The 25,145-nt window shown below is 60.6% G+C and carries 29 protein-coding genes and 1 pseudogene; 12 read left to right on the plus strand and 18 right to left on the minus strand.

The features are described from left to right. Positions 1-19: 19 nt before the first annotated feature. From M1B34_RS03605 to M1B34_RS03615, 3 genes are all read right to left on the minus strand, one after another. Positions 20-361 (minus strand): four helix bundle protein, encoded by a 342-nt coding sequence (locus M1B34_RS03605; protein WP_268262861.1) that lies wholly within the window; start codon positions 359-361, stop codon positions 20-22. A 104-nt stretch (positions 362-465) separates the two neighbouring features. After that, a complete protein-coding gene (cysD, locus tag M1B34_RS03610; protein WP_123337137.1) occupies positions 466-1,383 on the minus strand; it encodes a sulfate adenylyltransferase subunit CysD in 918 nt (305 codons plus the stop codon). Between the two features lie 256 nt (positions 1,384-1,639). Further along, positions 1,640-2,398: a Nif3-like dinuclear metal center hexameric protein gene (locus tag M1B34_RS03615; RefSeq protein ID WP_268262862.1), complete on the minus strand. Its 759-nt coding sequence runs from the start codon at positions 2,396-2,398 to the stop codon at positions 1,640-1,642. Between the two features lie 102 nt (positions 2,399-2,500). On the opposite strand from M1B34_RS03615, the gene algW reads away from it, so the two are divergent. Together algW and M1B34_RS03625 are read left to right on the plus strand one after the other, a co-directional pair. Next, positions 2,501-3,655, plus strand: a complete 1,155-nt coding sequence (algW, locus tag M1B34_RS03620; protein WP_123337140.1) for a Do family serine endopeptidase AlgW — start codon at positions 2,501-2,503, stop codon at positions 3,653-3,655. Positions 3,656-3,739: 84 nt separating this feature from the next. After that, positions 3,740-5,845 carry a TonB-dependent siderophore receptor gene (locus M1B34_RS03625; RefSeq protein ID WP_268264464.1) on the plus strand — a complete coding sequence of 702 codons (2,106 nt, stop codon included), beginning with the start codon at positions 3,740-3,742 and terminating at the stop codon, positions 5,843-5,845. 45 nt (positions 5,846-5,890) lie between these two features. On the opposite strand, the gene hisC is transcribed toward M1B34_RS03625, so the two are convergent. From hisC to M1B34_RS03675, 10 genes are all read right to left on the minus strand, one after another. Next, positions 5,891-6,943, minus strand: a complete 1,053-nt coding sequence (gene hisC, locus M1B34_RS03630) for a histidinol-phosphate transaminase (RefSeq protein ID WP_268264465.1) — start codon at positions 6,941-6,943, stop codon at positions 5,891-5,893. Positions 6,944-6,945: 2 nt separating this feature from the next. Beyond that, positions 6,946-8,274, minus strand: a complete 1,329-nt coding sequence (gene hisD / locus M1B34_RS03635) for a histidinol dehydrogenase (protein ID WP_123337146.1) — start codon at positions 8,272-8,274, stop codon at positions 6,946-6,948. A 154-nt stretch (positions 8,275-8,428) separates the two neighbouring features. Then, positions 8,429-9,064: an ATP phosphoribosyltransferase gene (gene hisG / locus M1B34_RS03640; RefSeq protein ID WP_123337148.1), complete on the minus strand. Its 636-nt coding sequence runs from the start codon at positions 9,062-9,064 to the stop codon at positions 8,429-8,431. Positions 9,065-9,195: 131 nt separating this feature from the next. After that, positions 9,196-10,461 (minus strand): UDP-N-acetylglucosamine 1-carboxyvinyltransferase, encoded by a 1,266-nt coding sequence (murA, locus tag M1B34_RS03645; RefSeq protein ID WP_123337150.1) that lies wholly within the window; start codon positions 10,459-10,461, stop codon positions 9,196-9,198. Positions 10,462-10,486: 25 nt separating this feature from the next. After that, positions 10,487-10,738 (minus strand): BolA family protein, encoded by a 252-nt coding sequence (locus M1B34_RS03650; protein ID WP_123337152.1) that lies wholly within the window; start codon positions 10,736-10,738, stop codon positions 10,487-10,489. 118 nt (positions 10,739-10,856) lie between these two features. After that, positions 10,857-11,162, minus strand: a complete 306-nt coding sequence (locus M1B34_RS03655; RefSeq protein ID WP_123337154.1) for an STAS domain-containing protein — start codon at positions 11,160-11,162, stop codon at positions 10,857-10,859. Next, on the minus strand, positions 11,159-11,812 hold the full coding sequence (locus M1B34_RS03660; RefSeq protein WP_268262865.1) for an MlaC/ttg2D family ABC transporter substrate-binding protein: 654 nt from the start codon (positions 11,810-11,812) through the stop codon (positions 11,159-11,161). Before M1B34_RS03660 ends, M1B34_RS03655 begins: the two co-directional genes overlap by 4 nt. Positions 11,813-11,823: 11 nt before the next feature. Continuing rightward, on the minus strand, positions 11,824-12,291 hold the full coding sequence (gene mlaD, locus M1B34_RS03665; protein WP_123337159.1) for an outer membrane lipid asymmetry maintenance protein MlaD: 468 nt from the start codon (positions 12,289-12,291) through the stop codon (positions 11,824-11,826). Continuing rightward, entirely contained in the window at positions 12,291-13,088 is a 798-nt protein-coding gene (mlaE, locus tag M1B34_RS03670; RefSeq protein WP_268264466.1) for a lipid asymmetry maintenance ABC transporter permease subunit MlaE, read from the minus strand. The genes mlaD and mlaE overlap by 1 nt, the downstream gene beginning before the upstream one ends. Then, positions 13,088-13,897 carry an ATP-binding cassette domain-containing protein gene (locus tag M1B34_RS03675; protein ID WP_123337163.1) on the minus strand — a complete coding sequence of 270 codons (810 nt, stop codon included), beginning with the start codon at positions 13,895-13,897 and terminating at the stop codon, positions 13,088-13,090. Before M1B34_RS03675 ends, mlaE begins: the two co-directional genes overlap by 1 nt. 262 nt (positions 13,898-14,159) lie before the next feature. On the opposite strand from M1B34_RS03675, the gene M1B34_RS03680 reads away from it, so the two are divergent. The 10 genes and pseudogenes from M1B34_RS03680 (at position 14,160) to M1B34_RS03725 (ending at position 21,242) form a co-directional block, all read left to right on the plus strand. Beyond that, entirely contained in the window at positions 14,160-15,134 is a 975-nt protein-coding gene (locus tag M1B34_RS03680; RefSeq protein ID WP_123337165.1) for a KpsF/GutQ family sugar-phosphate isomerase, read from the plus strand. Then, positions 15,134-15,657: pseudogene (locus tag M1B34_RS03685) on the plus strand (KdsC family phosphatase). Before M1B34_RS03680 ends, M1B34_RS03685 begins: the two are co-directional and overlap by 1 nt. A gap of 8 nt (positions 15,658-15,665) precedes the next feature. Continuing rightward, positions 15,666-16,238: an LPS export ABC transporter periplasmic protein LptC gene (gene lptC, locus M1B34_RS03690; protein WP_268264467.1), complete on the plus strand. Its 573-nt coding sequence runs from the start codon at positions 15,666-15,668 to the stop codon at positions 16,236-16,238. Next, a complete protein-coding gene (gene lptA / locus M1B34_RS03695) occupies positions 16,225-16,770 on the plus strand; it encodes a lipopolysaccharide transport periplasmic protein LptA (protein WP_123337171.1) in 546 nt (181 codons plus the stop codon). The genes lptC and lptA overlap by 14 nt, the downstream gene beginning before the upstream one ends. Beyond that, positions 16,770-17,495: an LPS export ABC transporter ATP-binding protein gene (gene lptB / locus M1B34_RS03700; protein ID WP_123337173.1), complete on the plus strand. Its 726-nt coding sequence runs from the start codon at positions 16,770-16,772 to the stop codon at positions 17,493-17,495. The genes lptA and lptB overlap by 1 nt, the downstream gene beginning before the upstream one ends. Before the next feature lie 182 nt (positions 17,496-17,677). Continuing rightward, positions 17,678-19,171, plus strand: a complete 1,494-nt coding sequence (locus tag M1B34_RS03705) for an RNA polymerase factor sigma-54 (protein WP_123337175.1) — start codon at positions 17,678-17,680, stop codon at positions 19,169-19,171. Positions 19,172-19,310: 139 nt separating this feature from the next. Then, complete coding sequence (gene hpf, locus M1B34_RS03710) at positions 19,311-19,616, plus strand: ribosome hibernation-promoting factor, HPF/YfiA family (RefSeq protein ID WP_016966642.1); 306 nt, start codon at positions 19,311-19,313, stop codon at positions 19,614-19,616. 12 nt (positions 19,617-19,628) lie between these two features. After that, positions 19,629-20,093, plus strand: a complete 465-nt coding sequence (gene ptsN, locus M1B34_RS03715) for a PTS IIA-like nitrogen regulatory protein PtsN (RefSeq protein WP_123337177.1) — start codon at positions 19,629-19,631, stop codon at positions 20,091-20,093. 2 nt (positions 20,094-20,095) lie between these two features. After that, on the plus strand, positions 20,096-20,953 hold the full coding sequence (rapZ, locus tag M1B34_RS03720) for an RNase adapter RapZ (RefSeq protein ID WP_123337179.1): 858 nt from the start codon (positions 20,096-20,098) through the stop codon (positions 20,951-20,953). Positions 20,954-20,969: 16 nt separating this feature from the next. After that, positions 20,970-21,242, plus strand: a complete 273-nt coding sequence (locus tag M1B34_RS03725; protein WP_060837549.1) for an HPr family phosphocarrier protein — start codon at positions 20,970-20,972, stop codon at positions 21,240-21,242. Positions 21,243-21,272: 30 nt separating this feature from the next. On the opposite strand, the gene M1B34_RS03730 is transcribed toward M1B34_RS03725, so the two are convergent. From M1B34_RS03730 to M1B34_RS03750, 5 genes are read right to left on the minus strand one after another with little or no spacing between them, the layout of a single operon-like run. Then, positions 21,273-22,166, minus strand: a complete 894-nt coding sequence (locus M1B34_RS03730) for a ZIP family metal transporter (protein ID WP_123337182.1) — start codon at positions 22,164-22,166, stop codon at positions 21,273-21,275. Between the two features lie 31 nt (positions 22,167-22,197). Further along, positions 22,198-22,809: a superoxide dismutase gene (locus tag M1B34_RS03735; RefSeq protein ID WP_123337184.1), complete on the minus strand. Its 612-nt coding sequence runs from the start codon at positions 22,807-22,809 to the stop codon at positions 22,198-22,200. After that, positions 22,810-23,259, minus strand: a complete 450-nt coding sequence (locus M1B34_RS03740) for a hypothetical protein (protein ID WP_123337186.1) — start codon at positions 23,257-23,259, stop codon at positions 22,810-22,812. 27 nt (positions 23,260-23,286) lie between these two features. Further along, on the minus strand, positions 23,287-24,663 hold the full coding sequence (locus M1B34_RS03745; RefSeq protein ID WP_123337188.1) for a class II fumarate hydratase: 1,377 nt from the start codon (positions 24,661-24,663) through the stop codon (positions 23,287-23,289). Then, on the minus strand, positions 24,656-25,051 hold the full coding sequence (locus M1B34_RS03750; RefSeq protein ID WP_123337190.1) for a FagA protein: 396 nt from the start codon (positions 25,049-25,051) through the stop codon (positions 24,656-24,658). Before M1B34_RS03750 ends, M1B34_RS03745 begins: the two co-directional genes overlap by 8 nt. Between the last annotated feature and the right edge of the window lie 94 nt (positions 25,052-25,145).

Below are 25,145 nucleotides of genomic sequence, written 5' to 3' on the forward strand. Positions count from 1 at the left end.
CAAGCTTGTCGGCGTACAGCTAGTCAGAAATTTTGTTGATCAACCCGCGCAGCATTCTTGAGAGTTCGCGGGTTTCCATAATCCAATTTTCGGCCAGCGGGTCTGCGATGTAAGCAATGTCTCGACCAATAAGGACTTGGGTACGTAGCTCCCCACAGGACGCTTTCGCAATCCAGAGAAAACGAACCTTCTCCTTGGCACTGCGACGTTCCATGCCTTCAGCAATATTGGAAGGCACTGAAAGTGCCGAGCGGGTGATTTGATCCTTGAACCCAAAATCCCCACATCGCGCAAATTCTTTGTAGATCCCTACTGCCAAACACTTGCTTCGCTGCCAAACAATCAGCTTCTCGAAATCCATTACGAGTCACTCGATCCCGGCTCACAGCAACAGGCCGCAAGCGCCAAACTGCGAAGTTACGCATACCGCCTTTAACTTGCAGCTTGCCGCTTGTAACTCGAAGCTTAGAAGTACCCCTGACGCTTCTTGTCTTCCATCGAGCCTGCACCATCGTGGTCGATGACACGGCCCTGGCGCTCGGAAGTTCGCGTCAGGAGCATTTCCTGAATGATGTCCGTCAGCGTCTCGGCTTCGGACTCCACCGCACCCGTCAACGGGTAGCAGCCAAGGGTACGGAAACGTACTTTCTTTTTGACGATTCGGGCTTTGTCTTCGTCGGACAGGTGTTCGAGGATGCGGTCGTCGTCGATCATGATCAACGTGCCGTTCTTCTCGATCACTTCACGTTCGGCAGCGAAGTACAGCGGCACGATCGGGATGCCTTCCAGGTAGATGTACTGCCAGATGTCCAACTCGGTCCAGTTCGACAGCGGGAACACGCGGATCGACTCGCCCTTGTTGACGTTGCCGTTGTAGACGTTCCACAGCTCGGGGCGCTGGTTCTTCGGGTCCCAACGGTGCTTGCTGTCGCGGAAGGAATACACGCGCTCTTTGGCGCGGGACTTCTCTTCATCGCGACGGGCACCGCCGAACGCTGCGTCGAAACCATGCTTGTCCAGTGCCTGTTTCAGGCCCTCGGTCTTCATGATGTCGGTGTGCTTGGCACTGCCGTGGGTGAAGGGGTTGATACCCTGCGCCACACCGTCAGGATTGACGTGGGTGATGAGGTCCAGGCCAAGCTCTTCGACCATGCGATCGCGGAACTTGTACATTTCCTGGAATTTCCACTGGGTATCGACGTGCATCACCGGAAACGGCAGCTTGCCCGGGAAGAACGCCTTGCGTGCCAGATGCAGCATCACGGCGGAGTCTTTACCGATGGAGTACAGCATCACCGGGTTATCGAACTCGGCGGCCACCTCGCGGATGATGTGGATGCTTTCCGCCTCCAGCTGTTTCAGATGCGTCAGTTTGTCGACCATGGCTACTCACGAAAGCTTTCTTATGAACGGCCATCGGGCCGTGTTCGAGCGGGGCATGCTAGCACAGCGTGCCGCTTCTATTCAGGGCGCCAAATAGAACGAAACGATATATGAATATATCGCCTCGTTTGGGTCTGTCCGTGGCTTGTGGGGTGCCGGCTGGCCGAGGTTGGCGCTCGTGAAATCGCCGGGGGCGGCGACGTCGGATGCCCCTCAAACGGCGATCGCCGACAAGCCGGCGCCAACAGGCGGAGCGTTAGATGGGGTTGGGGCAGTCGATGAACAGGTGCTCCAGGGCGAAGCGCCGGGCCAGGTAATCACCCAGGGCCTGGACGCCATAACGCTCGGTGGCGTGATGGCCGGCGGCAATAAAACTGATGCCGTTCTCCCGGGCGCTGTGATAGGTCTGCTCCGAGGCTTCGCCGCTCAGGTACAGGTCAACGCCGGCCTGCACGGCCTGGTCGATGTAGCCCTGGCCACCGCCGGTGCACCAGCCGACGCGGCGGATCATGTCCTCGCCTTCGATCAACAACGGCTCGCGCCCCATGACTTCCTGCACGCGTCGGGCAAAGTCCCGTGGCGTCATGGGTTCGTTGAGTGAGCCCACCAGGCCGACGATTTTCAGGTTGTCCGGATCCAGGGGCCCTTCGACGGTGATGTCCAGTTGCCGCGCCAGTTGCACGTTGTTGCCAACGTCCGGATGCAGATCCAGGGGCAAGTGGTAGGCCAGCAGGCTGATGTCGTGCTTGAGCAGGGTTTTCAGGCGCCGCTGCTTCATGCCCGTGATGCACGGGTTCTCGCCTTTCCAGAAGTAACCATGGTGCACCAGCACCAGATCGGCCTTGGCCTCGACGGCGGCATCGAGCAATGCCTGGCTGGCGGTGACGCCACTGACGATGCGCATCACCTGCGGGCGCCCCTCGACCTGCAGGCCATTGGGGCAATAGTCGGCAATCCGCGAACTGCCCAGATAACGGTCGGCTTCTTCCACCAGGGTGCTCAGGGCAACGGCCATAAAAGACTCCTAAATATCCCGTTCAGAGGCGCGCTTGGCCTCGTATAATGCGCGACATTATGGGCCGTGCGCGGTCCTTCGCAACCACCCAGGACTTGCTCAATGTTCAAGGCTCTGCGTTTTTTTGGCTGGCCGCTGCTGGCCGGTGTGCTTATCGCGTTACTGATTATCCAGCGTTATCCGGAGTGGGTCGGGCTGCCCAGCCTGGACGTCAACCTGCAACAGGCGCCGCAGACCAGCAACACTCAGCAGGGCCCGGTCTCTTACGCGGACGCTGTGGTGATTGCCGCGCCGGCAGTGGTCAACCTCTACACCACCAAGGTCATCAACAAACCCGCCCACCCGTTGTTCGAGGACCCGCAATTTCGCCGGTTCTTCGGCGATAACCTGCCCAAGCAGCAGCGCATGGAGTCGAGCCTGGGTTCGGGGGTGATCATGAGCCCCGAAGGCTACCTGCTGACCAACAACCATGTGACCTCCGGCGCCGAGCAAATCGTGGTGGCGCTCAAGGACGGCCGTGAAACCCTGGCCCGCGTCATCGGCAGCGACCCGGAAACCGACCTCGCAGTCCTCAAGATCGACCTGAAAAACCTGCCATCGATCACCATTGGCCGCTCGGAAAACATCCGCGTGGGTGACGTTGCGCTGGCCATCGGCAACCCCTTTGGTGTCGGCCAGACCGTGACAATGGGCATCATCAGCGCCACCGGGCGCAACCAGTTGGGCCTGAACAACTACGAAGACTTCATCCAGACCGACGCGGCGATCAACCCGGGCAATTCCGGCGGCGCCTTGGTGGATGCCAACGGCAACCTGACCGGGATCAACACCGCGATCTTCTCCAAGTCCGGCGGCTCCCAGGGCATCGGTTTTGCCATCCCGATCAAGCTGGCCATGGAGGTGATGAAGTCGATCATCGAACACGGCCAGGTCATTCGTGGCTGGCTGGGCATCGAAGTGCAGCCACTCACCCAGGAACTGGCGGAGTCCTTTGGCCTGTCAGGGCGCCCCGGGATCGTGGTTGCGGGGATTTTCCGCGATGGCCCGGCGCAGAAGGCCGGCATGCAATTGGGTGACGTGATTCTCAGCATCGACGGAGAACCCGCCGGCGACGGTCGCCGCTCGATGAACCAGGTCGCGCGGATCAAGCCCAGCGACAAGGTGAGCATCCTGGTGATGCGCAATGGCAAGGAGATCAAGCTCACCGCCGAGATCGGCCTGCGTCCGCCACCGGCGCCAGTCAAAGAAGAAGAGTAAGTCGTAGCCCGGCACGCCGGGCTAACGATATAAATTCTCATTAGTCATGTTATATTGTTTCAATATCGATATTGGAACCCTTTCATGACGTCTCGAACATTTGCCTCTCTGGCAGGCCTGACCCTGGGCCTGCTGGCCGATCCCCTGCTCGCCGAAGAACCCCAGCCGCTCGAACTCGACGCCACCAGCATCACCTCCGAATACGAATCCACCAACGCCCCGCTCAAGGGTTATCAGGCAAGCCGCGCCTCCAGTGCGACCAAGACCGACACAGCGATCCGTGACATTCCCCAGTCCATCAGCGTGATCCCTGCCAGCGTGCTCAAGGACTTGGGCAGCACGAGTGTCGAGCGCGCCCTGGAATTCGCCGGTGGTGTCTCCAAGCAAAACAACTTCGGCGGCCTGACGCTCTACGAATACAGCGTGCGCGGCTTCACCACGTCGGAGTTCTACAAGGACGGCTTCAGCGCCAACCGCGGCTACCCGAGCACACCGGATGCGGCCAATATCGAACGCATCGAAGTGCTCAAAGGCCCCGCCGCCAGTCTCTATGGCCGTGGCGACCCGGGTGGCACGGTGAACATTGTTAGCAAGAAGCCTCAGCCGGAAGCCTTCACCACCCTGCAGACCAGCGTCGGCAGCTGGGACCGCTACCGCACCGCCCTGGACCTCAACACGCCGCTCGACGAGCAAGGCCAGGTCCTGTCCCGGGTCAACCTGGCAGTCGAAGACAACCAGAGTTTCCGCGATCACGTCGACAGCCAACGGGTGTTCGTCGCACCCTCCCTGAGCTGGCAGATCAACCCAGACACCCACCTGTTGCTGGAAAGCGAGTTCGTGCGCCACAGCTCGACCTTCGACCGCGGCATTGTCGCGCCGAACAATCGTTGGAGCGGCGTGTCACGCTCGACCTTCCTCGGCGAACCCAATGACGGCAACATCGACAACCACAACAACATGCTGCAAGCAGCCCTGGAGCATCACCTCAACGACGCCTGGAAATTGCGCCTGGCCAGCCACTACAAAGAGGGCAAGCTCTGGGGCTTCGCCTCGGAAGCCCGGCCTTTGAATGCCGACCTGCGCACGGTCAATCGGCGCTATCGCGAGCGCGACAGCAACTGGCATGACAGCATCACCCAGCTGGAACTCCACGGCCTGTTGGACATCGGCAGCTGGCAACACCAGTTGCTGATCGGCAGCGAATACGAGAACTACCGCAAGAACGAACGGGTCACCACCATTACGGGCAGCACCTACCCCATCGATATCTATAACCCGGTGTACGGCCAGCCCAAGCCAAATGGCCTGCGCTCCGGCACCGACTTCTCCGAGCACGTGCAAAGCCAGGCATTGAACCTGCAGGACCAGATCATCTTCAGCGACCGCCTGCGGGGCATGCTCGGGGCGCGCTTCGAGCACTTCGAACAACGCATCGACGACCACGTCAGTGGCCTCCCCTCGCGCCAGACTCACGACGCCCTGACCCAGCGCGCCGGCCTGCTGTACCAACTGACCCCGCAAGTGGGCCTGTTCGCCAACGCCTCCACCTCGTTCAAGCCCAACAACGGCCTGGACGCCGAGAGCAAAACCTTCAAGCCCGAAGAAGGCGTCGGTTATGAAGTGGGGATCAAGAGCGAGCTGTTCGACGAGCGCCTGAGCAGCACCCTCGCCGCCTTCCACATCGAAAAGGAAAACGTCCTGGCCCTCGACCCGGCCACCAACAGCAACCGGGCCATGGGCAAAGCCCGCAGCCAGGGCCTGGACCTGCAAGTGACCGGGCAACTCACCGACGCGGTGCGGCTGATCGGCGCCTTCGCCTACATCGACGCCAAGGTCACCGAGGGCGACCCGTCCATTCCCGCTGGCAGCCGCATTCTCGGCGTGGCCAAGCGCAGCGGCAGCCTTCTGGGGGTCTATGAGTTTCAGGAAGGCTCGTTGCGCGGCTCGGATGTCGGCGCAGCCTTCACGTACGTGGGCGACCGTTCCGGGGAAGCCGGCAGCCGCTTCGAGTTACCGGCCTACCAGACCGTGGACCTGTTGGCCCACTACAAGGCCAGTGAGCAGGTGACCTTGGGCCTGAACCTGAACAATGTGTTCGATGAGAAGTACTACGAGCGCTCTTACAGCAACTACTGGGTCAACCCCGGGGAGCCGCGCAACTTCACCCTGAGCCTGACCCTCAGCCTATAAAAAAGCCCGCTCCTGTGAGGGAGCGGGCTTTTTATCTTCAAGGGCTTAAAGCTCGCCCAGTCCGTCAATCAGCGCCTGGTTCTGCTCTGGCGTGCCGATGGAGATACGCAGGAACTGGGCAATGCGCTGCTGCTTGAAGTGGCGGACGATCACTCCTTGCTCCCGCAGCTTGGCCGCCAGGCCGGCCGCGTCGTGCCCGGGGTGACGGGCAAAGATGAAGTTGGCCGCCGACGGCAGCACCTCGAACCCCTTGGCCTGCAGTTGCGCCACCACGTAGTCGCGGCTGTCGATCACCCGCTGGCAGGTGCTCTGGAAGTACTCGCGGTCTTCGAACGCGGCGGTTGCACCGACAATCGCCAAGCGGTCCAGGGGGTAGGAGTTGAAGCTGTTCTTGATCCGCTCCAGGGCCTCGATCAGGTCCGGATGACCCACCGCCAGGCCGACCCGCAAGCCCGCCAGGGAGCGCGACTTGGACAGGGTCTGGGTCACCAGCAGGTTCGGATAGCGATCCACCAGGCCAATGGCCGTCTCACCGCCAAAGTCGATATAGGCTTCGTCGACCACCACCACCGAATCCGGGCTGGCCTTGAGGATCTGCTCCACCGCGTCCAGGGGCAGCAGGCAGCCGGTGGGCGCGTTCGGGTTAGGGAAGATGATCCCGCCATTGGGCTTGGCATAGTCCGCCGTGCGGATCTGGAACTGCTCATCCAGGGGCACCGCTTCGAAGTCGATGCCGTACAGGCCGCAATACACCGGGTAGAAGCTGTAGCTGATGTCCGGGAACAGCAACGGCTGATCGTGTTGCAGCAAGCCGTGGAAAATGTGCGCCAGGACTTCATCCGAACCGTTGCCGAGGAACACCTGGTTGCTCTGCACGCCGTAATAGCCAGCCACCGCCTGCTTCAGCAGGTCGCTGTTGGGGTCCGGGTACAGGCGCAGGTTGTCATTGAGCTCGGCCTGCATCGCCGACAGGGCCTTGGGCGACGGGCCATAAGGGTTTTCGTTGGTGTTGAGCTTGACCAGCTTGGTCAGCTTTGGCTGTTCGCCCGGCACATAAGGCACCAGATCCTTGACGAACGGACTCCAGAATTTGCTCATGCTCATTGCCCCTTTGCTTGATCGTCGACGATGCGGTATTCGGCACTGCGGGCGTGGGCGGTCAGCGACTCGCCACGGGCCAGCACCGACGCGGTCTTGCCCAGTTCGGATGCGCCCTGCTCGGAGCAGAAGATGATCGACGAACGTTTCTGGAAGTCGTACACGCCCAGTGGCGAGGAGAAACGTGCGGTGCCGGAGGTCGGCAGCACGTGGTTCGGCCCGGCGCAGTAATCGCCCAAGGCTTCGGAGGTGTGACGGCCCATGAAGATCGCCCCCGCGTGACGAATCTGCGGCAGCCAAGCTTGTGGGTCCGCCACCGACAACTCCAAGTGCTCCGGCGCGATGCGGTTGGCCACGTCGATGGCCTGCTGCATGTCGCGCACTTTGATCAGGGCGCCACGGCCATTGATCGAGGTGTTGATGATTTCGGCACGCTCCATGGTCGGCAGCAGCTTGGCGATGCTCGCCGCCACCTGGTCGAGGAACTCCGCGTCCGGGCTGACCAGGATCGCCTGGGCGTCTTCATCGTGCTCAGCCTGGGAAAACAGGTCCATGGCGATCCAGTCCGGGTCGGTCTGGCCGTCACAGACCACGAGGATCTCGGAGGGGCCGGCAATCATGTCGATGCCCACCTGGCCAAACACGTGGCGCTTGGCAGTGGCCACATAGATGTTGCCCGGGCCGACCACCTTGTCCACCTGGGGCACGCTTTCGGTGCCATAGGCCAGGGCGGCAACCGCTTGGGCGCCACCGATGGTGAACACCCGGTCGACCCCGGCGATGCAGGCTGCGGCCAGCACCAGTTCATTGACCTCGCCACGCGGCGTAGGCACTACCATCACCACCTCGGTGACCCCCGCCACTTTGGCCGGGATCGCGTTCATCAACACCGAGGACGGGTAGGACGCCTTGCCACCGGGTACATACAGGCCGGCACGGTCCAACGGGGTGACTTTCTGCCCCAGCACGGTGCCGTCGGCCTCGGTGTAGGTCCAGGAATCCTGTTTCTGTTTTTCGTGATAGCTGCGGACCCGCGCGGCGGCTTTTTCCAGGGCTTCGCGCTGGGGTACGGTGATGCGGGTCAGGGCCAGTTCCAGGCGCTCACGGGGCAGGATCAGGTCGGCCATGGAGCTGACCTGCAAGCCATCGAAGCGCTCGGTGAATTCCACCAGCGCCGCATCGCCGCGTTCACGCACGGCCTTGATGATGTCCAGCACCCGCTGATTGACCGAGTCGTCAGAGACACTTTCCCAGCTCAGCAGATGATCCAGATGCTGGGCGAAATCCGGGTCGGCAGCGTTGAGTCGGCGAATTGCAGTGGGAGCGGTCATAGCGAAGGCCTCATTTATTGGCGAGTGCTCAAAAGGACAAGCTTGGTTTTGCAAAGCTCAGGCGCCGCAAGACTACCAAGCCATCCGCGTGGGCACCTGAGCATTCTGGCTATGACGCGGATAGATGGGCGTGGCTCAAGGCCACGCATGTGAATCAGCCGCGGTGTCGCGACTCCACTGCTTTGCGCAGGGTGTCGATCAACGCCTGGATGCGGGCGTGCTGCATTTTCATCGAAGCCTTGTTGACCACCAGGCGCGAACTGATGGTGGCGATCAGCTCCTGGGGCTCCAGGCCATTGGCCCGCAAGGTGTTGCCGGTGTCGACCACGTCGATGATCTTGTCCGCCAGGCCGATCAGCGGCGCCAGCTCCATCGAACCGTAGAGCTTGATGATGTCGACCTGGCGACCCTGTTCGGCGTAGTAACGCTTGGCCACATTGACGAACTTGGTGGCCACGCGCAGCCGGCCCTTGGGCTCGGCGGCACCGATGGCACCGGCGGTCATCAGCTTGCACTTGGCAATCTGCAGGTCCAGCGGCTCGTACAGGCCCTGGCCGGTGTATTCCATCAGCACGTCCTTGCCAGCGACCCCGAGGTCAGCGGCCCCATGCTCGACGTAGGTCGGCACATCGGTGGCGCGCACGATCAGCAGGCGCACATCGGCCTGGGTCGTGGGAATGATCAGCTTGCGGCTCTTGTCCGGATTCTCGGTCGGCACGATGCCCGCTTCAGCCAGAAGCGGCAGCGTGTCGTCAAGGATACGGCCCTTGGACAATGCGATGGTCAACATGGGAAACGTCAGTCCTTATCAGGCTACTGATGCCCGGTCGCAAATGGCGCCAGACACAGATCGAGCCTGATGACAGGCTCGACTTGAAACTCAATCAAGGTGTGGGCACGTCCTTGTGCCCATGACACCGACTAGCCCGGTACGCGGCGAATCTTGGCGCCGAGCATCTGCAGCTTCTCTTCGATGCACTCATAACCACGATCTATGTGGTAAATGCGATCGATCAGGGTGTCGCCTTCGGCCATCAGAGCCGAAATCACCAGGCTGGCCGAAGCCCGCAGGTCGGTGGCCATGACGGGCGCGCCCTTGAGGATTTCAGTGCCGGTCACGATGGCAGTGTTGCCTTCGACCTGGATCTTGGCGCCCATGCGGTGCAGTTCGTAAACGTGCATGAAGCGGTTTTCGAAGATCGTCTCGATGACCGCACCCGTGCCTTCGGCAATGGCGTTCAGGGAGATGAACTGCGCTTGCATGTCCGTCGGGAACGCCGGGTAAGGCGCGGTTCGCACGTTGACCGCCTTGGGGCGCTTGCCGTGCATGTTGAGCTCGATCCAGTCGGTGCCGGTGGTGACTTCTGCACCGGCTTCCTTGAGCTTTTCCAGGACCGCTTCAAGGATGGTCGGATCAGTGTCCTTGACCTTGACCCGGCCGCCGGTGACGGCAGCTGCCACCAGGTAGGTGCCGGTTTCGATCCGATCAGGCATGACTTTGTAGAACGCCGAATGCAGACGCTCGACGCCATCGATGGTGATGGTGTCGGTGCCGGCACCGGAGATTTTCGCGCCCATGGCGATCAGGAAGTTCGCCAGGTCCACGACTTCAGGCTCGCGGGCGGCGTTTTGCAGCACGCTGCGGCCTTTGGCCAGTGCGGCGGCCATCATGATGTTCTCGGTACCGGTCACACTCACGGTATCGAAGAAGAAGCTCGCGCCGCGCAGGCCGCCTTCAGGGGCCTTGGCCTTGATGTAGCCGCCTTCGACGTCGATCACCGCGCCCATGGCTTCCAGGCCACGGATGTGCAGGTCCACCGGACGCGAGCCGATGGCGCAACCGCCAGGCAGGGCGACTTCAGCTTCACCGAAACGGGCAACCATCGGGCCCAGTACCAGGATCGAGGCACGCATGGTTTTCACCAGCTCGTACGGCGCGATCAGGGTCTTGATGGTGCGTGGGTCGATTTCGACGCTGAGTTTCTCGTCGATCACCGGCTCGATGCCCATGCGACCGAACAGCTCGATCATGGTGGTGATGTCGTGCAGGTGCGGCAGGTTGGCCACAGTGACCGGGCCATCGCACAGCAGGGTTGCCGCCAGGATCGGCAGCGCGGAGTTCTTGGCCCCGGAAATGCGGATTTCGCCATCAAGGCGAACGCCGCCGGTAATAATCAATTTATCCATAAGAATCTCGACGCCCTTGGGCTGCTCAGGTGCGCTCGGCCCAGGCCGCGCGGCTGAAAAATTTCATAGTGACCGCGTGGATGCTGCCATCGGCGATCCATGGGTTCAAATGGGCATAAATGCTCTGCTGACGCTTAACCGGGCTCAAGGCCGCCAGTTCGTCACTAATCACGTTCAGCTGAAAGTTGCAGCCTTCGCCCTCAACTTCTACCTGTACGGATAAAAGAGTCTCGGACAGCTTTCCTTCAAGGAAGCTCTTCACTTCGGTGGCCTGCATGCTCAACCTCAATCGGCGCCCTGTGCGCGCGGGTCGCACATCATACAAAAAAAGCCCCGCGCCTGCGAACCCCGCATAGCAGGACTCTGACGGGGGGCTTCTATATAGATGTGGGTTACTAAGGATGGGTGAGGATTTCGGTCAAGCCGGAAACCTCGGCGATTTCGCGCATGTCCTCGGGCAAGGCGCGGATGCTCAGGGCCTTGCCGGCCGCCTGGGCATCACGCATGAACGCCAGCAACAGCGCAAGGCCGACACTGCTGGACTTCGACACTGCCGAACAATCCACAACCAGGTCCGGCACCGCGCTGGACTTGATCAGGGCCTGGCCCTGCTTGCGCAGGCCAGGGCCGGTGCGATAGTCCAGCACGCCACTGAGCAACAGTTCGCCAGCAGCCCCGGAACGGACGGCCGCCTCACTCATTGCGCAGCCTTCTGCGCGGCGTCTTCGGTCACTTCCTTGGCCTTAGCCACTTCCCCGGCCCAACCGTCGATGGTCTTGTCCAGGTTATTGCCATTGCGCTGCATGGCATCGGCGAACTGATCACGGAACAACTTGCCGATGTTGATGCCGTTGATGATCACGTTGCGCACTTTCCACTGGTCGTTGATCTTCTCCAGGGTGTAGGACACGGGGTAGATCGCCCCGTTATTGCCCTTGACCTGCATATCGACGCTGGTGCGGGTGCCGCTTTCATCCTTGGCCGGGGACACCGTAATGCCCTGGTTGTTGTACTCGAGCAAGGCGTTGCCATAGAACTGCATCAGGCTGCGCTTGAAGTTTTCCTGGAAGCGGGTCATCTGCTCCGGGGTGGCTTTGCGCGAGTACTTCACGGTCATGATGCTGCGGGAGATGCCATCGGCATCCACCACCGGACCGACAATACCGTTCAAGGCGTCGTAGAAGGCGCTCGGGCTCTGCTTGTACTGCTCTTTATTGGCCGCCAGGTCCGCCAGCAGGCGGTTGGTGGTGTCTTGAACCAGTTCATGGGCGGAAGGCCCGGTCACGGCGTTAGCCATCAAAGGTAGCGCCGCAAGCAACACCAACAGGCCACGTCGCAAGGTAGAGATCATGAACAAACTCCTCATTTAGCGTCTTTGCTAACGGTATTGAGCAGGAACTTACCGATCAGGTCCTCCAGTACCAGCGACGACTGAGTGTCATGGATGGTGCCACCATCCTTGAGCAGGGACTCTTCCCCACCCACGCTGATGCCGATGTATTTCTCACCCAACAAGCCCGCAGTCAGAATAGATGCAGTGGAGTCAGTCGGCAGATTATCCACGCGCTTTTCCAATTGCATCGTCACCCGGCCGGTGAAGCTGTCGCGGTCCAGATCGATAGCCGTGACCTTGCCGATAGTCACACCGGCCATGGTCACTTTAGCTCTGACAGTCAAACCGGCGATATTGTCGAAGTACGCGTAAAGTTTGTAGGTATCGGTGCTCGCGGCGGCCGACAAGCCACTGACCCGCAAGGCCAGCAACAGCAAAGCCAGGATGCCAGCCAGCAAGAAAAGGCCGACACCGATTTCCAGGGTGCGGTTTTGCATCAGAAATCTCCAAACATCAAGGCGGTCAGAATAAAGTCCAAGCCGAGCACCGCCAGGGAGGCGTACACCACGGTCTTGGTAGTGGCACGGCTGATCCCCTCTGAAGTGGGCTCACAGTCGTAGCCTTGGAATACGGCAATCCAGGTCACTACAAAGGCGAAAACAATACTTTTAATCACACCATTGAGCACGTCACCACTGAAGGTCACGCTGTTTTGCATGTTCGACCAGTAGGAACCTTCATAGACCCCCAGCCAGTCAACCGCCACCCAGGAGCCGCCCCAGATCCCCACTACGCTGAAAATCATCGCCAGCAACGGCAGGGAAATGAAACCTGCCCACAGACGCGGGGCAATGATGTATTTGAGCGGATCGACACCAATCATCTCCAGGCTGGAGAGCTGCTCGGTGGACTTCATGTTGCCGATTTCCGCGGTCAGGGCCGAACCCGCTCGACCGGCGAACAGCAGCGCCGTCACCACCGGGCCGAGTTCACGCAGCAACGTCAGGGCGACCATCTGCCCCACCGCCTGCTCGGAACCGTAGCTGGACAGGATGTTGAACCCCTGCAGGGCCAGCACCATACCGATGAACACCCCGGAAACCACGATGATCACCAGGGACATCACCCCCACCGAGTGCAGTTGCTTGACCAGCAGACCAAAGCCACAGCCGATGCCGCCGCGCCCCAACAAGGCATGGAACAGAAACAGACTGGAACGCCCCAGTACCGCCAGGACATCAATGCCTGAACGACCGAAGAGGCGAACCCGTTCGAGTAACGATATTTTGCGCATCAGCGCTTCCCCAGGAGATCTGCGCGGTAGTCCGGCGCTGGAAAGTGGAACGGTACCGGGCCGTCAGGATCGCCCTTCATGAATTGACGGATGCGCGGATTGTCGGAGTCCATCAGCTCGGCAGGAGTTCCCTGGCCCAGCACCTGGCCATCGCCCACCACATAGATGTAGTCAGCGATGCTCGCCGTTTCGGCCAGATCGTGGGAGACCACGATGCTGGTGATGCCCAGGGCATCATTGAGCAGGCGGATCAGGCGCACCAGGACGCCCATGGCAATCGGGTCCTGGCCCACGAATGGCTCGTCGTACATAAGAATCTGCGGATCCAGGGCAATGGCGCGCGCCAGGGCCACCCGGCGCTTCATGCCCCCGGACAGCTCATCCGGCATCAGGTCGATGGCGCCGCGCAGCCCGACGGCCTGCAATTTGAGCAGGACGATGTCGCGGATCATCTCTTCCGGCAGCTCGGTATGAACCCGCAAGGGGAAAGCCACGTTCTCGAAGACGTCGAGGTCGGTGAACAGGGCTCCGCTCTGGAACAGCACGCCCATTTGCTTGCGGGCATCGAACAGATCACTGCGCGACAGCGCGGGCAGGTTCTGCCCGTTGACCCACACTTCGCCGGCGCTGGGCCGCAATTGCGCGCCCATCAGCCGCAGCAGCGTGGTTTTCCCGCAGCCGGAAGGCCCCATGATGCCGGTGACCTTGCCCCGCTGAATACGGATATCGACATTATTGAAGATGCTGCGCGCACCGCGCTTGAAGGACAGTCCCTTCAGCTCGACCGCGTAGGCGTTATCGGCACTCATCTAAACTCCTTGCGATGCAGCCTTTCACTAGGACGCTTGGCTCCCTGCCGGGAGTACATCCTCAGGGCAGGCCGAACTGGCGGCGAACTATATCACTGCTGATACGGAGCGCCCAAGGCCGAAGCCGAGGCCGTTCAGGTCGAGGACAGGCGATTCAGCGCTTTCCCCAGCCCGGCGCAACAAAGCCTGACGAACTTGCGTGAGGGATTTGTTCATTACCGCTATAATCGCCGCCTTTTCATCGGGCTATACGATTTCAGACATGAGCCAATCCAGCGACCTGATTCAATCAGCACAACGCACCATCCGCCTCGAAATTCAGGCCGTAGAAGGCTTGCTGCCCCATATCGACGCAGATTTCGTACGCGCTTGCGAGATGATTCTGGCCAGCAAGGGCCGAGTGGTCGTGGTCGGCATGGGCAAGTCCGGGCACATCGGCAACAAGATTGCCGCCACCCTGGCCAGCACCGGCACCACGGCATTTTTTGTCCACCCAGCCGAAGCCAGCCACGGCGACATGGGCATGATCACCCGGGACGACGTGATCCTGGCGCTGTCCAACTCCGGCTCCACCAACGAAATCGTCACCCTGCTGCCGCTGATCAAACGCCTGGGCATCCAGCTGATCAGCATCACCGGCAACCCGAACTCGCCGCTGGCCAAGGCCGCCGAGGTCAACCTCAACGTGCACGTCGAGACCGAGGCCTGCCCGCTGAACCTGGCACCAACCTCCTCGACCACCGCCGCCCTGGTAATGGGTGATGCCCTGGCCGTGGCCCTGCTGGAAGCCCGTGGCTTCACCGCCGAAGACTTCGCCTTCTCGCACCCAGGTGGCGCGCTGGGCCGTCGCCTGCTGCTGAAAGTCGAGAACGTGATGCACGAAGGCGCCGAACTGCCGAACGTGCAGCGCGGCACCCTGCTTAAAGACGCGCTCATGGAAATGACTCGTAAAGGTTTGGGCATGACCGTGGTCCTCGAAGCCGATGGCCGCCTGGCCGGGATCTTCACCGACGGTGACTTGCGCCGGACCCTGGACCGCGCCATCAACATCCATGAAGCCAGCATCGATGACGTCATGACCCCTCACGGCAAGACCGCCCGCGCCGACATGCTCGCGGCCGAAGCCCTGAAAATCATGGAAGATCACAAAATCAGCGCCCTGGTGGTGGTGGACAAGGATGACCGCCCCATCGGCGCCTTGAACATGCACGACCTGCTGCGCGCGGGAGTCATGTAATGAGCGACGATCTGCTGCAACGTGGCAAACACATCAAACTGGCGGTGTTCGACGTCGACGGCGTGCTCACCGATGGCCGCCTGTACTTTCTCGAAGACGGCAGCGAATTCAAGACCTTCAACACCCTGGATGGCCAAGGCATCAAGATGCTGATGGCCGCCGGTGTGCAGACGGCAATCATCAGCGGGCGCAAGACCCCGGTGGTCGAGCGCCGCGCCAAGAACCTGGGGATTCCCCACCTGTATCAGGGCCGCGAGGATAAATTGGTGGTCCTGGACGAGCTTCTCGGCCAACTCAACCTAAGCTACGAACAGGTCGCGTACCTGGGTGACGATCTGCCGGACCTGCCCGTGATCCGTCGCGTCGCCTGGGCATGGCTGTGGCCAATGCGGCCAGCTTCGTCCGCGAGCACGCCCACGGCATCACCCAGGCCCGGGGCGGCGAAGGCGCCGCACGTGAGTTCTGCGAATTGATCCTGCGTGCCCAAGGCAGCCTCGATGCGGCCAACGCCGCTTACTTATAGAGCCCCTTATGCTGAGCAAAAAGATTCGCAACATCCTGATTTTCGGGGTCATCACCGCGCTGTTCGCGGCCGTGGGCTACTGGAACATCAGCCCGGAACGTTTTCTCGACAAGCCTGTGGCCCAGGTCGACGAAAGCGCCATCGACTATTACGTGATCAACGCCCGCAGCGTGCAGTACCTGCCCGACGGCAAGATGCAGTACGAAATGACCTCGGACAAGGTCGAGCACGTCAAGACCACCGAAGTCACCCTGCTGACCAAGCCTGACCTGCAGATGTACCGCGGCACCACCTTCCCCTGGCACGTCCAGAGCGAGCGTGGCGAGGTCAACCCGGACGGCACCCAGGTCGAGCTGATCGATTCGGTACGGGTTGCCCGCAAAGACGACAAGAATCGCAACCTGCTGATCACCACCAGCCGGATGACAGTATTCCCGCAGAAGCAATATGCGCAGACCGAGCAAGCCGTTAGAATCGACGGCGCCGGCGGCGTGACGACTGCCAAGGGAATGAAAGCGTATTTGAAAGACGGCAGGATGAACCTGCTATCGAACGTAAGAGGACAGTATGAGGCTCGTTAAAACCCTCCCTATTTTGCTCAGTCTGGGCGCAGCACTGGGAAGCGTGAGCGCCTGGGCTCTGCCGAACGATAGCCAGCAACCCATCCGCATCCAGGCCGATGACGCGCAACTGGATGACAAACAAGGCATCGCCACCTACAAGGGTGACGTGATCATTACCCAAGGTTCGATGAAGATCACCGGCAACACCGTGACCATTACCCGCGCCACCTCGGGCGAGATCGACGTGGTGACCTCGGTGGGCAACCTGGCCTACTTCGAGCAACTGCAGAAAGCCACCGACCAGAAACCGGTCCAGGCCTACGCAGTGACCATCCAGTACCACGCCCAGCAGAACCGCATCGTGCTGATCGACAAAGCCAAGGTCATCAATGACGGCAACACCACCGAAGGCGAGAAAATCGTCTACGACACCGTCAAGCAGGTCGCCAATGCCGGCCGCGCCAATGGCAGCTCGGTGACCGCGCCACGTCCGCGGATCGACATGGTGATCCAGCCGAAAAAGAAAACTGAAGAGCAGAAGGCCCAGTAATGGCAACTCTGAAAGCTCAGCATCTGGCCAAGAGCTACAAGAGCCGTCAGGTCGTGCGTGACGTCAGCCTGTCCATCGACAGCGGCCAGATCGTCGGCCTGCTCGGCCCCAACGGCGCCGGCAAGACCACCTGCTTCTACATGATCGTCGGCCTGGTCCAGGCGGATCAGGGCCGGGTCATGATCGACGACCTGGATGTCAGCCACCAGCCCATGCACGGCCGCGCCCGTGCCGGTATCGGTTATCTGCCCCAGGAAGCCTCGATCTTTCGCAAGCTGTCGGTGGCCGACAACATCATGGCCATCCTCGAGACCCGCAAGGAACTCGACAAGGCCGGTCGGCGCAAAGAGCTGGAGAGCCTGCTGCAGGAATTCCACATCAACCACATCCGCGACAACCTGGGCATGAGCCTGTCCGGTGGTGAACGCCGCCGTGTGGAAATTGCTCGCGCCCTGGCTACCGCACCAAAGTTCATCCTGCTGGACGAACCCTTCGCCGGTGTCGACCCGATCTCGGTCGGCGACATCAAGCAGATCATTCATCACCTCAAGGCCAAGGGCATTGGTGTGCTGATCACCGACCATAACGTCCGTGAAACCCTGGATATCTGCGAAACCGCTTACATCGTCAACGACGGCCAGCTGATTGCCGAAGGCGACTCCGAGACCATCCTGGCCAATGAATTGGTCAAGGAAGTCTACCTGGGCCATGAGTTCCGCCTGTAAGCACTGAGGTGTTTGGCCAGTCGCCAGGGCGCCGCAAGCAATAAAATCCTGCAATTTTTATTGTTACAGCGCTCTAGGCAAACACTTCAGTTTCAGGCATATAATTTGCTTATGTTTGGCGCCTCGGCGCCCTGTAGTGGATGGCGCATGTGCGCCGGCGAATAAGGTGTTAAGCCCCTGCCATGAAACCATCGCTAGTCCTGAGAATGGGCCAGCAGCTGACGATGACACCGCAGCTGCAACAGGCCATCCGCCTGCTCCAATTGTCGACCCTGGACCTGCAACAGGAAATCCAGGAGGCCCTGGAGTCCAATCCGATGCTCGAACGCCAGGAAGAAGGCGACGACTTCGATAACAGCGACCCATTGGCCGACAACGCCGAGCAGAAACCCAACACCGACATCCAGGAACCCTCCTACCAGGAAACCGCCCCCACGGTGGACAACCTCGAGGAAGGCGAATGGAACGAGCGCATCCCCAACGAGCTGCCCGTCGACACTGCCTGGGAAGACGTCTACCAGACCAGCGCCAGCAGCCTGCCGAGCAACGATGACGACGAGTGGGACTTCACCACCCGTACCTCCGCCGGCGAAAGCCTGCAGAGCCATCTGCTCTGGCAATTGAACCTGGCCCCGATGTCGGACACCGATCGCCTGATCGCCGTGACCCTGATCGATTGCATCAACAATCAGGGCTACCTGGATGAAACCCTCGAGGAGATCCTCGACGCCTTCGATCCGGAACTGGACATCGAACTGGACGAGATCGAAGCCGTCCTGCATCGCATCCAGCAATTCGAACCGGCCGGCATCGGCGCCCGCAACCTGGGCGAATGCCTGCTCCTGCAATTGCGTCAACTGCCGGCCAAGACCCCATGGCTGGCCGAAGCCCAGCGCCTGGTCACCGACTACATCGACCTGCTGGGCAGCCGCGACTACAGCCAACTGATGCGGCGCATGAAGCTCAAGGAAGACGAGCTGCGCCAAGTCATCGAACTGGTACAGAGCCTCAACCCGCGCCCGGGCTCGCAAATCGAGTCCAGCGAAGCCGAATACGTTGTGCCCGACGTTATTGTGCGCAAGGACAACGAGCGCTGGCTGGTAGAGCTCAATCAGGAATCCGTACCGCGCCTGCGAGTGAATGCGCAATACGCCGGTTTTGTCCGCCGCGCCGACACCAGCGCCGACAACACCTTCATGCGCAACCAGCTGCAGGAAGCGCGCTGGTTCATCAAGAGCCTGCAAAGCCGCAACGAAACCCTGATGAAGGTCGCCACCCAGATCGTCGAACACCAGCGGGGCTTCCTCGAGTACGGTGACGAAGCGATGAAGCCGTTGGTCCTGCACGATATCGCTGAGGCGGTGGGCATGCACGAATCGACCATTTCCCGGGTGACCACGCAAAAATTCATGCATACCCCACGGGGCATATATGAACTGAAATACTTTTTCTCCAGCCACGTCAGCACCTCCGAAGGCGGCGAATGCTCGTCCACGGCGATCCGCGCGATCATCAAAAAACTGGTCGCTGCGGAAAATCAGAAAAAGCCGTTGAGTGACAGCAAGATCGCTGGTTTACTGGAGGCACAAGGCATTCAGGTAGCCCGTCGTACCGTCGCCAAGTACCGCGAATCCCTTGGGATCGCGCCTTCCAGCGAACGGAAGCGGTTGATGTAGTCGCCGGGCTAGCCACAGCGTTCCAGGGTGTGTTCGAAAGCAACCGAGCAGCAATCAGGCAAGGATGATTTCGGACACAACCTAAGTGGCAGGCAACCCAGCCTGCCGCCTTATGCACTGGCAACGAAGGAGAAGCTGTATGCAAGTCAACATCAGTGGACACCAACTGGAAGTGACCGAACCCCTGCGCGCTTATATCGGCGAAAAACTCGACCGACTGGAGCGCCACTTTGACAAGATTACCAATGTGCAGGTAACGATGGCTGTCGAGAAACTGAAACAGAAAATCGAAGCCACGCTGCACATCCACGGTGGGGAGGTTGTCGCCAATGCAGAACATGACGATATGTATGCTGCGATTGACCTGCTCACGGACAAGCTCGACCGCCAACTGAAAAAGCATAAGGAAAAGCAACTCCACCTTCTCCAAGGCACGGGTCGCTAACACTCCCCTCCCATGATCCGACTTGAAAGTATCCTGACCCCCGGCCGTTCCCTCGTGAACGTGCCGGGCGGCAGTAAAAAACGCGCCCTCGAACAAATTGCCAACCTGATCAGCCGCGAAGTGCCTGATCTGGAGATGCAGGATGTCTTCGAGAGCCTGATTGCCCGTGAAAAACTCGGTTCTACGGGTTTTGGCAACGGCATCGCCATTCCTCACTGCCGTCTAAAAGGGTGCGAGTCGCCTATCAGCGCCTTGATGCACCTGGACGCCCCTATCGATTTCGACGCCATTGATGGCGCTCCGGTCGACCTGCTGTTCGTATTGCTGGTCCCGGAAGCGGCCACCGATGCTCACTTGGAACTGCTTCGGCAGATCGCCAGCATGCTGGATCGCAAGGAAGTGCGTGACCGGCTGCGCAGTGCCTCCAGCAATGAAGCCCTGTATCAGGTTGTCCTGGACGAACAGAACGGTCACTAGCCATGCGTTTGATCATCGTCAGCGGCCGTTCCGGCTCGGGTAAAAGCACCGCCCTCGATGTCCTTGAGGACCACGGTTACTACTGCATCGACAACTTGCCCGCCGGGCTGCTGCCCGAGCTGGCCGAGCGTGCGTTGATCCACACCGAGCTGGCACAACCGCTGGTGGCGGTGTCCATTGACGCACGCAACCTGCCCAGCCACTTGTCGCGCTTCCCCGAGCTCCTGGAAGAAGTCCGTGCCCGGCACATCCAGTGCGATGTGCTGTACCTGGACGCCGACGAGGAAACCCTGCTCAAGCGCTTCTCGGAAACCCGCCGGCGCCATCCGCTCAGCAGCGCTAATCGCTCCCTGGCGGAGGCCATTCACGACGAAACCCAATTGCTCGGGCCGATCGTCGATCTGGCCGACCTCAAGGTCAACACCACCAACCTGAACCTGTACCAACTGCGCGACACCATCAAGTTGCGCCTGTTGAACCAGCCTGAACCGGGCACGGCGTTCCTGGTGGAGTCATTCGGGTTCAAACGCGGGATGCCGGTGGATGCGGACCTGGTATTCGATGTGCGCTGCCTTCCCAACCCCTATTGGAAACCCGAGCTGCGCGACCAGTCGGGGCTGGATCAACCGGTTGCCGAGTACCTGGCGGCACAGCCGGATGTCGAGGAGATGTTCCAGGACATCTCCAGCTACCTGCTCAAGTGGTTGCCGCGCTTCGCTGCCAGCAACCGCGCCTACGTCACTATTGCCATTGGCTGCACGGGCGGGCATCACCGCTCCGTCTACCTGACCGAACGCCTGGGTCAGGTGCTGCAACAATCCCTGAAGAACGTCCAGGTTCGCCACCGCGACCTTAGCTGAAAGGATCTACCCCGCGATGCCTGCTCTGGAAATTGAAATCATCAACAAACTGGGCTTGCATGCCCGTGCTTCAGCCAAATTCGTCGGCGTTGCCGGTCAGTTTCCTTGCCAGATCAGAGCGGGCAGAACCCCGGAATCCATGGTCGACGGCAAAAGCATCATGGCCATGATGATGCTGGCCGCCGGCAAGGGCACCAAGATTCATTTGAAAACCGAAGGCGAGCAGGAGCAGGAAGCGCTGGATGCGCTGGTGGCACTGATCAACAATTATTTCGACGAAGGCGAGTAAAGGCGACAGGGCAAGCCTGCCGCCAGGCACTCAAGCGAGTGCCGTATCCATCACCATCATCAGACAAAAGCCGATGCACAGCCCAAGGCTGGCGAGTTTTTCATTGCCGTTGCGTCGCGACTCCGGAATCACTTCCTGAGTCACCACCAAGAGCATCGCCCCCGCCGCCAAGGCCAAGCCCAAGGGCAACAACAGCTCGGCAAGGCTGACCAGCCAGGCACAGAGCAGGGCAAAGACCGGCTCAACCAGGCCGGATGCAGCACCGATCAGGAACGCCCTGACCCGCGACATCCCCGCCCCTGCCAACACCAACGCGATCACCAGCCCCTCTGGCACATCCTGCAGGGCAATGCCCATGGCCAGGCTGTCAGCGTCGGCCATACCGCCACCGGCCGACACCCCCACCGCCATGCCTTCGGGAATGTTATGGGCGATGATCGCAAACACAAACAGCCAGATACGCGGCGGAATCAACGGGTGCTGCGGCGTGCCCACCAGCACCTCCGGAGTGACGCCGGAGAGCCTACGATCCACGAGAAACAGGCAGAACGCGCCCAGCATGATGCCCAAGCTGATCAGGCCACTGGAGGCCCAGGGCGAAAGCCCCAGGCTTTCAGCGGCCGCAATGCCCGGAACAATCAATGAAAAGGCGGTGGCCGCCAGCATCACGCCCGCACCAAACCCCAACAATGTGTCGCTCAACGCCACAGGCATCCGGCGGATCACCAGCACCGGCACAGCCCCAAGGGCCGTGCCCAGGGCACAGATCGCCCCGCCTTGTAACGCCCGCAACAGTCGCGGCTCCAGGTTCAGCCAGCTCAGTCCTTGAGCCACCAGCAATGCGGTCCCCGCCAACAGCAACAGCGAACCGAACGCATAACGAAACATTCGTCCGCCGCTGATCGCCAGTGTTTCAGTGCCCATAGTCGGCCTTAGATCTTGTCAGGTTGGAGACTCAAGCCACGGCTGCTTGATAGCGCTGAGCCACTTCAGGCCAGTTGATGACGTTGTAGAACGCGTTGATGTATTCCGGCCGGCGGTTCTGGTAACGCAGGTAATAAGCGTGTTCCCACACGTCCAGGCCAAGGATTGGGGTGTTGCCGTTCATCAGCGGGCTGTCCTGATTGCCGCTGCTCTCCACCACCAGCTTTTTCTCCGGGGTCACGCTGAGCCAGGCCCAGCCGCTACCGAAACGGGTCAGCGCCGCTTTGGTGAACGCCTCTTTGAAGCTGTCGAAGCCCCCCAGTTGTTCCTCGATGGCCTGCCACAGAGCGCCCTCGGGTTTGCCGCCACCCGACGGCGTCATGACCGCCCAGAACAGCGAATGGTTGGCATGCCCGCCACCCTGGTTGATCACCGCAGCGCGGAGTTTTTCTGGAAGCTGCTGGACGCTGGCCACCAGCTTTTCAACCGACCAGTCAGCCCACTCGGTGCCTTCTACCGCGGCATTGAGGTTGTTGATGTACGTCTGGTGGTGCTTGCTGTAGTGAATTTCCATGGTCTGCGCATCGATGTGCGGTTCCAGGGCGTCGTAGGCGTAAGGCAGTGCAGGCAAGGTAAAGGACATTCAATGTGCTCCGTAATGTGGGCCATTCGGGATCGCGACGTCAGGCGCCATTTGCGCGACGTGGTTCTCCAGCAAGCGATGCGTACGCGGGTATTCGCCGTGTTCACTGATGAAATTCAGCAGCTCAACGTAGGTCTTGCTGCTTTGGCGAAACGCCGCTTCGCGCAAAGCGAGAGGCAGCCGGTTGTCCTGCAGGGTCTGCAACAGGCGCTGGTGGATAGCGCAGAGGTACTCCGCGCTTTCCTCCGGCTGGTTCAGGCGCAAGTGCAGGTCGGCCAGGTTGTGGTGGGAAATGACGCAGGCCGCTACGGCTTCATCGGCATCCGACCAGCGCTCGAACAGCACCTGGGCCAAGGCCAGCGCCTGCAGGTAATACTCGCGAGCATCCACAAGATCGCCCTGAATGAAGAAGCGATTGGCCCTTTCGATCGTGCGTTTCCAGTGTTCCATGGTGAGCCTCCAAAGCCGGATCGGGGATTACACGCCGCCGGCGGTGAGCTTTTCCGGATCCAGCAGGACTTCCAGCTGGCTACGGGAAAGATCGGTGTGTTCCAGGGCCACATCGATCACCGGACGCCCTTGCTTGTAGGCGGTCTTGGCGATTTCCGCGGCTTTTTGATAACCGATGATCGGGTTCAAGGCGGTTACCAGGATCGGGTTGCGCGACAGCGCTTCCTTGAGCTTGGGTTCATTGACCTTGAAGCTGGCGATGGCCTTGTCGGCCAGCAGACGGCTGGAGTTGGCCAGCAACTCGATACTGCTCAGCAAATTCTGGGCAATGATCGGCAGCATCACGTTGAGTTCGAAGTTGCCCGACTGGCCGGCCACGGTGATCACCGAGTCATTGCCAATCACTTGCGCCGCCACCATGGCGGTGGCTTCCGGTATCACCGGGTTGACCTTGCCCGGCATGATCGAGGAGCCCGGCTGCAGGCCTTCCAGTTCGATCTCGCCGAGGCCCGCCAGCGGACCGGAGTTCATCCAGCGCAAGTCGTTGGCGATCTTCATCAGCGAGACCGCAATCGCCTTGAGCTGACCGGACACTGCCACGGCGGTGTCCTGGGAGCCGATCAGGGCGAACAGGTTCACGCCCGGGGTGAACGTCACTTGGGTCAAGCGGCTCAACTGCTGGCTGAACCGCGCGGCGAATTCAGGGTGAGCGTTGATCCCGGTGCCGACGGCCGTGCCGCCCTGCGCCAGCGCCTGCAGGCTCGGCAGCAGGTCTTGCAGGTGACCGATATTGGCCTTGAGTTGCTGGGCCCAGCCTTCCAGCACCTGGCTCATGCGCACAGGCATCGCGTCCATGAGGTGAGTACGTCCAGTCTTGATGAACGGATGAACTTCGACCGCCTTGCGCTCGATCACTGCCACCAGGTGCAACAGCGCCGGCAGCAGTTGTTCGTGCAGGGTCAAGGCGGCGCTGACGTGAATGGTGGTAGGGATGATGTCGTTGCTGCTCTGGCCGCAGTTGACATGGTCGTTGGCGTTCACCGCCTCGCCCAGCAGGCGGCTGGCCAGGGTTGCCAGCACTTCGTTGGCGTTCATGTTCGAACTGGTGCCGGAGCCGGTCTGGAAGATATCCACCGGGAAGTGCTGCATGTAGTCACCTTCCAGCAGGCCCTGGGCGGCATCGACAATGGCCTTGCCCTGCGACTCGCTCAGTTGCTGGAGTTCGACGTTGGCCTTGGCCGCAGCAGCCTTCGCCAGGATCAAGGCGCGAATGAACTGCGCCGGCATGCGCTGCCCGCTGATGGGAAAGTTATCCACCGCACGCTGGGTTTGCGCGCCATACAACGCGTGCTCGGGGACCTGCAACTCGCCCATGCTGTCGCGTTCGATACGGGTATTACTCATCGGGAAATCCTTGCACCAGTTCGATCAGGGGGATGGAAGGCAGCAGCGAGCACGTCGCCAACTGCCAGGCATAGCTTTGCCAGCGCTTGAGCCGGCATTTGCACAAAGAGAGTCGCTCCAGATCACGCAGGGGGCGCCAGGCCTGGTCCAGGCACTGGCTGCGCCAATGCCAGGGCAAGGCCGTGTCGAGCGCGGTATCGAGCAACAAACGGAAGGAGGTTTCAGCCACGGTCCAGGCGGAAGTGCTGGTGCAACAGGCCAGATAGCGACCCTCGGCCAGGTAATGTTCGATCAGGCGCGGCTCGTCTGGATCAAGGGCACAACGGATCTGGCGGCTCATCCAACGCCAGCTTTCGAGGTAATGCTGCTCGTGCAGGGCAGTACTCATGACCGGGGCTCATCTACGAAATGAGACTCATTGTTATCTGATATTGATAATCAAATCAATCTGGCGTGTACGAATTTTGCTCAAAAAAAAGCGC

This window comes from Pseudomonas morbosilactucae (assembly GCF_023241715.1).
In the GTDB taxonomy this organism is placed as follows: domain Bacteria; phylum Pseudomonadota; class Gammaproteobacteria; order Pseudomonadales; family Pseudomonadaceae; genus Aquipseudomonas; species Aquipseudomonas morbosilactucae.